Raw genomic sequence first — 12,581 nt, 5'->3', positions numbered from 1 at the left:
GGTAGTGAACCGCACAACACCATCGTCAGATTCTTTCGTGTTCGCTGACCGGGCCAAGGGGCCCACCACGAAACGAGGACGGCTGTATTCCGTCAAGGCAAGCGCCGGTACGGCAGGGTGTCGAATGGCAGGGTATTTGCCGTCAGAGACAAAACCACGAAACCAGCAAAGCATGAGATAGCGCAGCCCGTTGCATCGCGAACGGCAGATGGCCGAATGGGCACGGCGCCCGCCATCGGGGGCCGCACCACGAAACCACTGGGTCATGCAGTCGTGCTGCCGTTAAAGCCGGTAGAGCATGCCAGCCGAAGCCACTGCCCGTACGACGGAATCACTGCCGCCGAATCGCCTGATGGCTCTGCCCCCGGCAGGGTCGGCTTTCTTCTCGTTAGTCTTCTTTGCCGAAGCAAAGAAGAGTGACCGGCGTCCCCCGCAGGGGGATGTCGTACGCTGTTGGGTCCAAAAGCCAACACCGAACACCAAACAGCGAGAACCCCAGAGAACCTGCAGAGAACCTCAGAACCCCCCCTCTCAATCCGTAGTACTAGGACTCCAAAACGCCTGATGAACAAACTCCGCCTCAGCCAACCGCGCCATCAGCCGATCCAACACATCCCCATCGACGGAAGTCGAAGTCAACACCGCCTCAATCTCCACATCGCTATCCCCAAACGCACGCACCTCAAGATCCCGCGTTGGATAATTCCCCGCCTCCAGCGTCTGCTCCAGCAACCGCAAGGCCTGTTTCTGCGAAGCACGCGGCGCGATCACATAGACCGTATTGGTGACTTCCACCGCAGGCGTATCCATTGGCTGCTGGTTGATCCGGTTAACCACCGGCCTGAGCAACGTATTGGCGGCCAGCACGAACAGGCACCCCAGCCCGGCCTCCAGTATCAGGTCAGCACCGGCGCTGGCGCCGATCGCCGCCGATCCCCATAGCGTGGCGGCGGTATTCAGCCCGCGCACATTCCCTTCCTCGCGCATGATCACCCCGGCGCCGAGGAAGCCGATCCCCGACACCACATAGGCCACCACCCGCACCGCGCCGTCGTGCCCGGCCATGCGGTTGGCCATGTCGACGAAGATGGCGGCGCCCACCGCCACCAGCACATTGGTGCGCAGGCCGGCGGTGCGTTGGCGGATCTGCCGCTCGTAGCCGATCACCGCGCCCAGCACAAAGGCGGTGGTCAGGCTGACGGTGGTGTCGAGCAGCGAGTCCAGGTTGATGTTCTGGAAAGCTTGGAGGGACATGATGGTTTTCCCCGGTCTTGAAAGTTATTGTTTTTGGTACCTGTCATTCTGTCTTGCCTGCTTTTACGCCCGCCAGGTGTCATCCTGATGTCACGGGCGGCGCCCCCCGCAAGGGTGGCGGGGGCGCCGCCGGGCGCTTACTGCCACCCGAACCGCCGGATATAGAAGCGCTTGACCACCGTCACCAGCAAGGCGTAACCCAGCACGATGCCGATCATCCAGGGAAAATAGCCCGGCGGCAATGCCTCCAGCTTGAAGTATGCCGCCAGCGGTCCCATCGGCAGCCAGATGCCCACCGCCATGATCGCCACGGTGGCAATGGTCAGCGGCCAGGCCGCGCGGCTCTGGATAAAGGGCAGCCTGGGCGTGCGGATCATATGCACGATCAGCGTTTGCGTGAGCAGCCCGACCACGAACCAGCCGGACTGGAACAGCGCCTGCGCCTCCACGCTGTTGGCGGCGAACACGTACCACATCACCACATAGGTCGTGATATCGAAGATCGAGCTGATCGGGCCGAACACCACCATGAAGCGGCCGATATCGCCCGGGTTCCAGCGCAGCGGGCGCGAGACCAGTTCCTTGTCCACGCGATCGAACGGGATGGCGATCTGCGAGACGTCGTACAGCAGGTTCTGCACCAGCAGTTGCAGCGGCAGCATCGGCAGGAATGGCAGGAAGGCGCTGGCCACCAGCACGGAGAAGACGTTGCCGAAATTGGAGCTGGCCGTCATGCGGATGTACTTCAGCATATTGCAGAAGGTGCGGCGGCCTTCGATCACGCCTTCCTCCAGCACCATCAGGCTCTTTTCCAGCAGGATGAGGTCGGCGGCTTCCTTGGCGATATCCACCGCGCTGTCCACCGAGATGCCGATGTCGGCAGCGCGCAGCGCGGGCGCGTCGTTGATGCCGTCGCCCATGAAGCCAACCACGTGGCCGTTGGCGCGCAGCGCCAGCACCAGTTGCTCCTTGTGCAGCGGCGACAGTTTGGCGAACACATTGTGCTCTTCCACCGCGCGCGCCAGCGTGGGCGCGTCCATCTTCTCGATGTCCGGCCCCAGCAGCACGCGCGTGACGGGCAGCCCCACTTCGCGGCAGATCTTGGCGGTGACCAGCTCGTTGTCGCCGGTCAGCACTTTGACCGCAACGCCGTGTTCCGCCAGCGCTTGCAGCGCGGGGCGGGTGGAGTCCTTGGGCGGATCGAGAAAGGCAATGTAGCCCACCAGGGTCAGCTCGCATTCGTCGGCCACGCCGTACTGCGTCTGCGTGGTGGGCGTTTCCTTCATCGCCACCGCCACCACGCGCAAGCCTTCCTCGTTGAGGTCGTGCGTCACCTGGCGCACGCGTGCCAGCATACCGGCGTCCAGCGCCTGCGCCGTGCCATCGATCTGCACGCGCGAGCAGATGCCCAGCATTTCCTCGACCGCGCCCTTGCAGATCAGCTCGTTGTGGTCCTCGCGCTCGGCCACCACCACCGACATGCGCCGCCGCTCGAAATCGAAGGGGATCTCATCGACCTTGCGGTAATGCTGCGTCAGCCTCAACTCGCTTTGCAACTCCACATGATCGAGCACCGCGCGGTCAAGCAGGTTCTTCAGCCCGGTCTGGTAGTAGCTGTTCAGGTAGGCGTGCTTGAGCACGTCGGTGCTCACGCGGCCGAGCACGTCGGTATGCCGCTCCAGCACGATCTTGTCCTGGGTCAGCGTGCCGGTCTTGTCGGTGCACAACACGTCCATCGCGCCGAAATTCTGGATGGCGTCGAGCCGCTTCACGATCACCTTGCGCCGCGACAGCATCACCGCGCCCTTGGCCAGCGTGGAGGTGACGATCATCGGTAGCATCTCCGGCGTCAGGCCCACCGCCACCGATAGCGCGAACAGGAAGGCCTGCATCCAGTCGCCCTTGGTGAAGCCGTTGACCAGCAGCACCAGCGGCGCCATCACCAGCGCGAAACGGATCAGCAGCCAACTCACCTGGTTGACGCCGGCCTGGAAGGCGGTGGCCGAGCGTTCGGTGCTGGTGACGCGCGCGGCGAGCGTGCCGAAGTAGGTCTGGTTGCCGGTGGCAAGCACCACGGCGGTGGCCGCGCCCGAGACCACATTGGTGCCCATGAAGACGATGTTGGAGAGTTCGAGCGGGCTGTCCTGCCGGTCGCGCAGTTCCGCGAATTTTTCCACGGGCAGCGATTCCCCCGTCATTGCCGCCTGGCTGATGAAGAGGTCCTTGGCGGCGATGATGCGGCAGTCGGCGGGAATCATGTCGCCGGCGGAAAGCGCTACCAGGTCGCCCGGCACCAGTTTGCGGATCGGCACTTCGATCCTGGCCGGCGGGCGGGAGTGCACGTGCACGTTGAAGTATTCCGCGCTGACGGCGGCAACGCCGGCGGCCAGGTCGCGGCGGATCACCGTGGCGGTGGTGCTGACCATGGCCTTGAGGCTTTCCGCGGCCTGGTTGGAGCGCCGTTCCTGGACGAAGCGCAGGATGGTGGACAACGTCACCATGGTGCCGATGACCAGCGTTGCCTTCATGTCCTCGGTGAAATAGGAAATCACCGCCAGCAGCGTCAGCAGCAGATTGAACGGGTTGCTGTAGGAATGCCACAGGTGCAGCCACGCAGGCAGCGGCTTCTCATGGTCGACTTCGTTGGGGCCGAACTGCTTGAGCCGTTCCTCCATCTCGGCGCCGGTCAGGCCGTCCTCGTGCGAGCGCATCCGTACCAGCACGTCAGGCACGTCTTCTCTGGCGGCGCGCTTCAGGGATTGCGCCAGTTGCTCCGGCACCGTGCGTGAGGGGCCCGGTTTGCCCAGCGACTCAAACATCGCCAGCCGGCGGAAGTGGTGGGTCGCCCGGCGCGTGCGCAGGAAGGCGACGAAGAGCGTTTTCATCAGGTTCATCGGTGCGGTTTTCCAGTGGTTCCCGGCGAGCCGGGCGGCGATGCGTGATCGGGGCGGCTAGGGCGAGGCGCCGCCATGGACGGATACTGCAAGTGCAAGAAAATGGGGGGCAGCGTGGGAGGCCAGCCTCGCCAGGGCTCGTATGCAGGTGCGAGCCGGCGTGCCGGCAATGCGGCGCCAGGCAGGGTGCGAGCGTTAGCCCGGCGGGGGGCGGTGCGCGTCGTCATGACGCGCTTCGGCAGGACAGACCGGCGGCAGCGCCAGTGCGAGCAGCAGCACGGCGGCGCGGCCGGGGCGGCCGGCGTGCCAGCGCAGCATCTGCAGCGCCAGCAAGGCGTGTTGTGCGATGAGGAGAGACGGCATGAGGCCTCCTTGCGCGATGGCCCGAAGGCGCGCGCTGGCAGGGGCGGGTACCACATCGCGGGGCGCGGACGAGCGCGCTCCGTGGCTGGATAGCCGCAGGCTTTTGCAACGAACTGGGAGGGAGTCGCACGGAGAACCCGTGCAACGGACCACTACCCGCCGGTATCGGCTAGGCAGTGGCGATAAGACGCCTGGACTTGCCTAGCCGTTCAGAGTTTGGCCGGAGGCCAACTAGAACAACTGTCCATGGAGATGACTCCGTAGCGATAACGGGGCGAAGCGTAGCAAAGGCGATGCGCGCTTGGCAACCCTTTTCTTCCGGCTTCGTCGCGCGCTAAGACGAGTCCTAAATTTCATGCCGTTCGGACCGTGCGCCGCTACGCCGGCGTGTCCGCGGGTGCGATCTCGTTGCGCTTTCATATGGCGCCTCGCACCAACCTTTGTCAGAATAGGGGGCTGCGATCCGCGCGGCATCGCGTTGTGCCCTGCACGCACCGGATCCCTTCGGTTTCCTGTGTTCCTCAACCAGCAAGAAGTCTATGACCATAGTGCTCCCAAGTGAAACGCAGGCTGCCTTGCGTGAGTTGATCCTGCTGATTTCCTTGCACGATCAGGATGCCGCGGAAGAATACTGGGCCTCGTTTCAGCGGGCGCTAGCGCGCGCTGAAACAGGCTGCGACGGCCAAATGCTGCTGTGGCCCCTGAATGAGGCGATCGGCCATGCGGCGGGCTTCTACGTGGAATGGAAGGACACTGCCGCCCTGGTCCGCAGCGTGCAGGCTCTGTGCGACCGCGTCGGCGTGCGTGTCGGCTGGGGCGTGACCGATCCGCTTTCAAGTGCCTTTCTCGCGCGGCACGATGTGCCGCAATTGATGGCCATCGCGCAGGCTTCATTGCGCGCGGCGGGCTTTACTTTGTGGTGCTGGGACACACAGGCCGATGCCTACGCAGGATGGATGATCCGCAGCCGCGACGAGGCCGCGCTGGCTGAACTCGCCAGCCGCCTGCACCTGATGATCGATCCCGCCGACGAAACCTACTGAGCCGCCGCCGCGGCCCCGCACTTGCAAACGGGGCCGCGGCGCGAATGTCGCTCGCATTCACATTTGTTGACATTTGCGCGCGTTGCGCATTGCCGTCGGCTTTCCCGTTCGCCGACCTTGGCTCGCGCAGCTAAAGCCAGCCTCCTCCACGATCCGCCGGATGCGTTCGGCCTGGCTCTTATCGTTTCCCACCGAAGCACGCGCCGTTCCCTTGAGGACAACATTGTGGCGGGCGCCGGGCAAGCCGCGTCAGTCCCCTCGCGTTACCACAATCGCAAGGCGCTAACCTGTTCGCCGAGGTGTCCCTTGCGGCATCTCATACCCGCCGGCAGCAGTGCCCCCTGCTGCCGTTTTGCCAACCAGGCCATGCAATGTGGCCTGGCTTTTTTGCCTGGGAGCGGCACTTACCCCGGCGTGCGTGATTGCGCCGCGCCGGCGCCGACGTACAATGCTGCGCCGGGGCTCGCCAGGGCCCTCACCCGGTTCGCCAATCCGCATCAACTCCTAGCCGCCAATCACGATGGAAAGCGCCGTCACCGAGATTTTCTACCGCCTTTCCACGGCGTTCTTCTGGCCGGTCGCGCTGGCGCTGCTGGCGTTGTTTGTCCTTTCGCTGGCCGATCTCGGCAGCCTGCTGGTGCAGTCGCGCCGCCGCGCCAATGCGCCGGCCAGCGATCTGCCCGCGCTGGCCAATGCGCTGGCCGCCAGCCTGCGCAACGGCACGCGGCCGCATCTGGGCGCGGCATCGTTGTCGCCTTCGCTCGCCCGATTCTGGGACATGCTGGAAGCACGGCTGGCCCGGCTCGATTCGCACGAACACCTCGACCTGTGGCTGGATGAAACGCTGCAACGCGAGGAAATGCGCGTGGCCAACCGGCTCGATCTGACCCGCACGCTGGTTCGCATCGCGCCGATGCTGGGCCTGGCCGGCACCATCATCCCGCTCGGGCCGGCGCTGCAATCGCTGCTGGCCGGCGACATGGCCGGCATGGTCAATCACCTGGTGATTGGCTTCGGCGCAGTGGTCTGCGGACTGGTGCTGGGCGGCATCGCCTACGTGCTGACGCTGACCCGCGAACGTTGGGCGCGGGTCGACCTCAAGGAAATGGAAAACCTGTGCGAGCTGGTGCTGCGGGCCTTGCCCGAGGCAGCGCATGTTCGCGGCGCGGCGCAGTTCGCCGGAGCGCACGCCTGATGGACGCGGGTCAAGGACACCAGTTCAGGCGCCGGCGCTTTGTGCGGCGCCGCCGCGCGCAGGGCGAGCTGGCGTCGGTGCACCGGGAAGACCCGCTGGCCGGCGTCGCCAACCTGTTCGACGCCTCCATCGTCTTTGCCGTGGGCCTGATGGTGGCGCTCACGCAAGCCTTCAGCCTGACCCAGCTGCTCAATCCCGATTCGCAATTCACCATGGTCCAGCGCGACCCGCGGACCGGCGAGCTGCAGTTGCTGGAGAAGAACCGCAGGGAGGTCAAGGTCAGCAAAATGTCCGCGCAGCAAAAGACCGGCGAGGGCACGCGGCTGGGCGTGGCCTACCAGTTGCCGGACGGCAGCGTGGTGTATGTGCCGGAAGGCGCGGCGCCGGGCACCCGGCCTGTCCCGGCGGCATCGGCGCCGGCTGCGCGTTGATGGGTTCGATGCCGCGCACGCCGTTCACGGTGTCCCTCGCACCGATGACGATGCTGGCGGATGCGCTGTTCCGGTCTCGCCCGTTGCATTGGCTGTTGCTCGCGCTTGTCCTGCTGTGCGGGCGAGCCCACGCGGCGGGGTTGGTGCAACCCGCAGCCGATGGCGGCCGTGCCCCTGTCCGCGTGTTGCTGATCACTACCAATACCCATCTGCTGCCCGCCGCCGAGGCGCGCCTGCGTGAACTGGCGGGGCCGGGCAGGGTGCGGCTCGACGCCGTCACCACGGCGCCCGATCCCGCGCAGGTGGCCGCCGCCGATGTCGTCTACGCCTACTTCGCGCCAACTGCCGTGCTCCGGCAGGTGGCACCGGCTGTGCGCCAGGCGCGGCAGCGCGGCGCGCTGGTGCTGGCGGCGCCGGCCGCCTCCGCCGAGGCCGCCTGGGGCATCGGCATGGACGCCGCGCGTAACCAGGCCGCCGAGGCTTACTGGAGCGCCGGCGGCGCCGACAACCTGGCCGGCTGGCTGGCCTGGCTGGTGGCCGCGGTGCGCGGGGAGCAAGCCATCGCCGTGCCGCCGCCGCGCCCGCTGCCCACGGCCGGCATCTATCATCCGCGCGCCGCGCAGCCCTTCGCCACGCTCAAGGACTACCTGGCCTGGTATCGCGGCGGCGGAGCCGGCGGCCTGCCTGCACAGGCGCCGCTGGTCGGCATCGCCTTCTACGCCAGCAACTATCGGCAGCAGGACCTTGCGCATATCGATGCCCTGATCGCGGCGCTGGAGCGCCAGGGCATCGGCGCGGTGCCGGCGTTTGGCTGGCCGCTGTCCGGGCTGGAACCGATGCTGGCGGCCGACGGCCACAGCCCTTTGCGCGCGCTGCTGACGCTGAACCTCACTATCAGCCGGGCCGAAGACAAGTCCTGGCTGGAACGCCGGGGCCTGCATGCCATCAACCTGATCGCCACGCGCGACAGCCAGGAAGCGTGGCGCGCGGACGTGCGCGGCATCGGCGGCGAGCGGTTGCCGCTGCTGCTCAACACGCCCGAGCGTGCCGGCGCCACGGAGCCGATCCTGTTCGCCACGCTGGAGGACGAGGGCGGCGCCAAGACCAGCCGGGCCGTGCCGGAGCGCGCGGACGCCGCGGTGGCCCGCGTGCGGCGCTGGATCGCGCTGCAGGACAAGCCCGCGGCGGACAAGCGCATCGCCATCCTCTACTACAACAACCCGCCGGGCCGCGGCAATATCGGCGCCAGTTACCTGGCCACGCTGCCGTCGCTGGTGCAAATCATGGCGCGCCTGCGGGAAGCCGGCTACCGCACCGGCACCGCGTTGCCGGACACGGCCGAACTCACCGCGCTGCTGGAACGCAACGGCCGCAACATGGAAGAATGGTCGCCCGGCGAACTGGCAGAGATGGTGTCGCGCGGCAGGGTCAGCTTGCTGCCGATGGCGCAGTACAAGCGCTGGTTCGACGCCTTGCCGGCGGCGTTCCGCCAGTCGGTGCTGGCAGCCTGGGGGCCGCCGGAGCGCAATCCGCTGATGCTGGTTGGCGATGGCCACGGCGGGCAGGATTTCGTCATTCCGGGCCTGCGCTTCGGCAACCTGTTCGTCGGCCCCCAGCCGCTGCGCTCCACGTTCGCGCGTGCGATGGACAGCTCGCACGATACGGTGACCCCGCCGCCGCACTCCTATATCGCGGCCTACCTCTGGTACCGCCACGCCTTTGGCGCCGACGCGATGGTCCACGTTGGCCGCCACGGCACGCTGGAATGGCTGCCGGGCAAACAGGTGGGGCAGAGCGGCGGCGACAGTGCCGAAGTGCTGCTGGGCGACCTGCCCAACGCCTACTACTACATCCAGGACGGCGGCGGCGAGGCGATCCAGGCCAAGCGCCGCAGCGCGGCCGTGCTGGTCAGCCACCTGACGCCGCTGATCGCCCGCGCGGGCTGGCCGGACGCGCTGGCGAAGCTGGACGAAGTGATCGAGCAGCAGGAAGCCGCCGCCGACAGCTCTCCGGCACTTGCCGAGCAATACCGTTTGCAGGCACTGGCGCAGATCCGCGCGCTGGGCCTGGACCGCCAGCTCGGGCTGGACCTCGGCGCGCCCTGGGCGCAGGTCGAGCCGGTGATCCACCGCTTCCTGCACAAGGTCGAGGCCGAGCCGGTGCCGCTGGGCATCCATGCGCTAGGCGAACTGCCACCGCCGGATATCCAGCAGCAGGCGCTGGCCACCGTGCTGGGGAGCGCCTTTGACGCGGGCGAGACGCGCCGCATCGGCCAGGATACCTTGTCCCGCTGGGCGGGCGCGCTGGTGGAGGGACGCGAGCCCGACACCGCCGGCGTCGGCGATGGGCAGCCGCTGGCGGACAAGGCGAAGGCCGCGTTGTCGATGGCGCGGGAGTGGCTGGCGCGGTTGCGCGAATCGCCGCGCCGCGAACTCGACGGCCTGATCACCGTGCTGGCGGGCCGCTACTTGCCGACCGCGCCGCTGGGCGATCCGGTTCGCACCCCGCAGGGCCTGCCCACCGGGCGCAACTTGCATGCCTTCGACGGCGCGCTGATCCCCACGCCGGCCGCCTGGGCACTCGGCAAGCAACTGGCGGCGCAGACACTGGCGCGCTATCGCGAGGAAACCGGCGCCGCGCCGGAACAGGTGTCGATGGTGCTGTGGTACGGCGAGACCGAACGCCACCAGGGCGCGATGGAGAGCGAGGCGCTTTACCTGATGGGCGTGGAGCCGGTCTGGAATGCCCGCGGCGTGGTTGAGGATGTGCGCCTGATTCCCGATGCCGAACTCGGCCGCCCGCGCGTGAACGTGCTGTTCACCATTTCCGGCATTTACCGCGACGGTTTCGGCGACAAGGTGGCGCTGCTGGACAAGGCCGCGCGCCTGGCCGCCGCCGCCGGCGACAACGCCATCAGCCGCCACGACCGCGAGGCGCGGGCAACGCTGCTGGCGGCCGGCGTGGAACCGCAACTGGCCGGCCGCCTGGCCCGCGCCCGCGTGTTTGCCGCCAAGCCCGGCAACTACAGCATCGGCGTGCAGCAGATGGTGGAGCAGAGCAAGGATGTGCCGCAGGCCGGGGAACAGCCGGGCGCGCTGGCGCGGCAATACCTGCGCTATATGAACTTCGCGTTTTCAAGCGAAGGCTGGGGCGAAACCGCGCCGCAGGCGCTGGCCAGCCATCTCAAGTCCAACCAGGCCGTGCTGTTCTCGCGCGCCAGCACGCTGTACGGCGCGCTCGACAACGACGATACCTACCAGTACGCCGGCGGCCTGAACATGGCCACGCGCGCGGTCAGCGGGCAGGCGCCGCGCTTCTGGCTGCACAACCTGCGCCGCGCCGGCGAGGAGCAGACTGTCGATGCCCGCACCTGGCTGGCAACCGAGCTCAACGCGCGCAACTGGAACCCGCGCTGGATCGAAAACATGCAGCGCTCCGGCTATGCCGGCGCGCGCGAGATGTTCAAGGAGATCGAGCATCTCTATGGCTTCCAGGCCACGAGCCCGGAGCAGATGAGCGGCAGCTTCTGGCAGAACACGTATGAAGTCTACGTGGCCGACAAGCACGGGCTGGGCATGGACCGCTTCTTTTCGCAAAGCAACCCGCACGCGCGGCAGGGCATCCTGGCACGGTTGCTTGAGGTGGACCGGCAGGGCAGCTATCGCTTCACGGCGCAAGAGCGCGCCGATATGGCGCGGCGCTATGTGGAATCGGTCAACCGCGACGGACTGTCGTGCTCGGCCAATAGCTGCGGCAATCCGGTGCTGATGCAATACATCGCCGGGCTGGGGCAGCAAGCCCGGCTGCCGTCGGATACGCTGCGCGCATTCGCCGAGCGGCTGGCGCGCGCCATGCCGGGGCGGGAGCCGGCCGCGCAGGGCGCACGCGCGGGATTGGCCGAGACGCTTGCGGCACGGCCTGCGCGCCAGGCCGCGCCGCAGCCACCGGCGCCGCGTCCCTCCACCGAGCCAGCCACCGGGCCAGTCACCGGCCATTTGCTGGAAAGCCGCGTGCTCAAGCTCGCGCCGCCCGCGCCCCTGACGGGCCTTGCGCCCCGCGAGGCACTCCGGGCCGCCGTGCTGATGCTGCTGCTGGTTGGCGCCGGCGCGGGCGCCGAGTGGTGGCGCGGCCGGCGGCGCGGACCGGCGCAAAGCTGACGCGGCGCCGGTGGACAGCACCTCCGTATCTCTTTATGCTGATCCCCTCGCAGCGGCCGGGACCGCCGCCGCTTACCGGCTGCGTGGTGCATAACTTGCCAAACGCCCGCATCGCTTCGCAAGCCCCGGTTCAACCCCAACGCCGAATTCGCAAATCCGCCCATGCAGACCCGTAAAATCCCCGCCACCATCGTCACCGGCTTCCTTGGCAGCGGCAAGACCACCTTGCTGCGCCATATCCTTGAAAACGCCGGCGGCCGCCGCATCGCGGTGATCGTCAACGAGTTCGGCGAACTGGGCATCGACGGCGAGATCCTCAAGGGCTGCGGCATCGGCTGCGACGAGTCCGGCGAGAGCAATGGCCAGCTCTACGAACTGGCCAACGGCTGCCTGTGCTGCACGGTGCAGGAGGAATTCTTCCCGGTGATGGAGCAATTGCTGGAGCGGCGCGCCGACATCGACCATGTGCTGATCGAAACATCCGGCCTGGCGCTGCCCAAGCCGCTGGTGCAGGCCTTCAACTGGCCCAGCATCAAGAGCGCCTTCACGGTCGACGCGGTGGTCACCGTGGTGGACGGCGCCGCGGCCGCCGCCGGCCAGTTCGCCGCCGATCCGGACGCCGTGGACGCGCAGCGCAAGGCCGACCCCAATCTCGACCACGAATCCCCGCTGCATGAACTGTTCGAAGACCAGCTAGGCGCCGCCGACCTCGTCATCCTCAACAAGACCGACCTGATCGACGCGGCGCAGCGCGCCGAAGTGGAAGCGCTGATCCGTCCGGAAATCCCCGCCGAAGTGAAGATCGTCGGCGCGCAGGGCGGCAAGCTGGATATCGGGCTGCTGCTGGGGCTGAACCGTGCCTCGGAGGAGAGCATTCACCTGCGGCCCGACCACCACGGCTCGGCGGACGATCCCGATCACGCCGACCACCATCACGACGAGTTCGATTCGGTGGTGGTGGAGCTCGGCGAGGTGGACCGCGATCCACTGATCGATGGCCTGCGCCAACTGGTGGAAAGCCATACGATCTACCGCATCAAGGGCTTCGCCGCGTTGCCGGGCAAGGGCATGCGCCTGGTGCTGCATGGCGTGGGCCGCCGCTTCGACAGCTACTTCGACCGCCGCTGGCAAGCGGGCGAGACGCAGTCCACCCGCATCGTGCTGATCGGGCAGGATCTTGACCAGCCCGCCCTGCAGGCCGCCTTGCAAACCGCGCTGGCGGGCGCCGTGCGCGTGGCTTGAGG

Annotated in this window: 8 protein-coding genes; 5 read left to right on the top strand and 3 right to left on the bottom strand. The window is 67.4% G+C overall.

From position 1 onward, the window contains the following. Nucleotides 1–531 precede the first annotated feature (531 nt). The 3 genes from AC1DT6_RS18985 to AC1DT6_RS18975 all read right to left on the bottom strand — a co-directional run bounded on the left by AC1DT6_RS18985 (nt 532) and on the right by AC1DT6_RS18975 (nt 4,511). Nucleotides 532–1,254, bottom strand: a complete 723-nt coding sequence (locus AC1DT6_RS18985; RefSeq protein WP_441636456.1) for an MgtC/SapB family protein — start codon at nt 1,252–1,254, stop codon at nt 532–534. 137 nt (nt 1,255–1,391) lie between these two features. Further along, nucleotides 1,392–4,148, bottom strand: coding sequence for a magnesium-translocating P-type ATPase (gene mgtA / locus AC1DT6_RS18980; protein ID WP_441636454.1), 2,757 nt, complete (start codon nt 4,146–4,148; stop codon nt 1,392–1,394). Nucleotides 4,149–4,343: 195 nt separating this feature from the next. After that, nucleotides 4,344–4,511 (bottom strand): hypothetical protein, encoded by a 168-nt coding sequence (locus AC1DT6_RS18975; protein WP_441636452.1) that lies wholly within the window; start codon nt 4,509–4,511, stop codon nt 4,344–4,346. 539 nt (nt 4,512–5,050) lie between these two features. On the opposite strand from AC1DT6_RS18975, the gene AC1DT6_RS18970 reads away from it, so the two are divergent. The 5 genes from AC1DT6_RS18970 to cobW all read left to right on the top strand — a co-directional run bounded on the left by AC1DT6_RS18970 (nt 5,051) and on the right by cobW (nt 12,579). Next, on the top strand, nt 5,051–5,554 hold the full coding sequence (locus AC1DT6_RS18970) for a DUF6630 family protein (protein WP_441636450.1): 504 nt from the start codon (nt 5,051–5,053) through the stop codon (nt 5,552–5,554). Between the two features lie 520 nt (nt 5,555–6,074). Then, nucleotides 6,075–6,749: a MotA/TolQ/ExbB proton channel family protein gene (locus AC1DT6_RS18965; protein ID WP_441636448.1), complete on the top strand. Its 675-nt coding sequence runs from the start codon at nt 6,075–6,077 to the stop codon at nt 6,747–6,749. Then, nucleotides 6,749–7,180 (top strand): DUF2149 domain-containing protein, encoded by a 432-nt coding sequence (locus AC1DT6_RS18960; RefSeq protein ID WP_441636446.1) that lies wholly within the window; start codon nt 6,749–6,751, stop codon nt 7,178–7,180. Before AC1DT6_RS18965 ends, AC1DT6_RS18960 begins: the two co-directional genes overlap by 1 nt. Continuing rightward, entirely contained in the window at nt 7,180–11,337 is a 4,158-nt protein-coding gene (locus tag AC1DT6_RS18955) for a cobaltochelatase subunit CobN (protein ID WP_477111522.1), read from the top strand. Before AC1DT6_RS18960 ends, AC1DT6_RS18955 begins: the two co-directional genes overlap by 1 nt. A 162-nt stretch (nt 11,338–11,499) precedes the next feature. Beyond that, nucleotides 11,500–12,579: a cobalamin biosynthesis protein CobW gene (cobW, locus tag AC1DT6_RS18950; protein ID WP_441632420.1), complete on the top strand. Its 1,080-nt coding sequence runs from the start codon at nt 11,500–11,502 to the stop codon at nt 12,577–12,579. Nucleotides 12,580–12,581: the final 2 nt, after the last annotated feature.

The organism is Cupriavidus sp. 01L45, from assembly GCF_056399885.1.
The sequence above is the reverse complement of the archived record's forward strand: the minus strand, read 5'-3'. Positions and strand labels throughout refer to the sequence as shown.

Bases quoted from the DNA above. Each gene is read 5' to 3' on its own strand.
- AC1DT6_RS18985 (WP_441636456.1), bottom strand. From the start codon at position 1,254: ATGTCCCTCCAAGCTTTCCAGAACATCAACCTGGACTCGCTGCTCGAC.
- mgtA (WP_441636454.1), bottom strand. From the start codon at position 4,148: ATGAACCTGATGAAAACGCTCTTCGTCGCCTTCCTGCGCACGCGCCGG.
- AC1DT6_RS18975 (WP_441636452.1), bottom strand. From the start codon at position 4,511: ATGCCGTCTCTCCTCATCGCACAACACGCCTTGCTGGCGCTGCAGATG.
- AC1DT6_RS18970 (WP_441636450.1), top strand. From the start codon at position 5,051: ATGACCATAGTGCTCCCAAGTGAAACGCAGGCTGCCTTGCGTGAGTTG.
- AC1DT6_RS18965 (WP_441636448.1), top strand. From the start codon at position 6,075: ATGGAAAGCGCCGTCACCGAGATTTTCTACCGCCTTTCCACGGCGTTC.
- AC1DT6_RS18960 (WP_441636446.1), top strand. From the start codon at position 6,749: ATGGACGCGGGTCAAGGACACCAGTTCAGGCGCCGGCGCTTTGTGCGG.
- AC1DT6_RS18955 (WP_477111522.1), top strand. From the start codon at position 7,180: ATGGGTTCGATGCCGCGCACGCCGTTCACGGTGTCCCTCGCACCGATG.
- cobW (WP_441632420.1), top strand. From the start codon at position 11,500: ATGCAGACCCGTAAAATCCCCGCCACCATCGTCACCGGCTTCCTTGGC.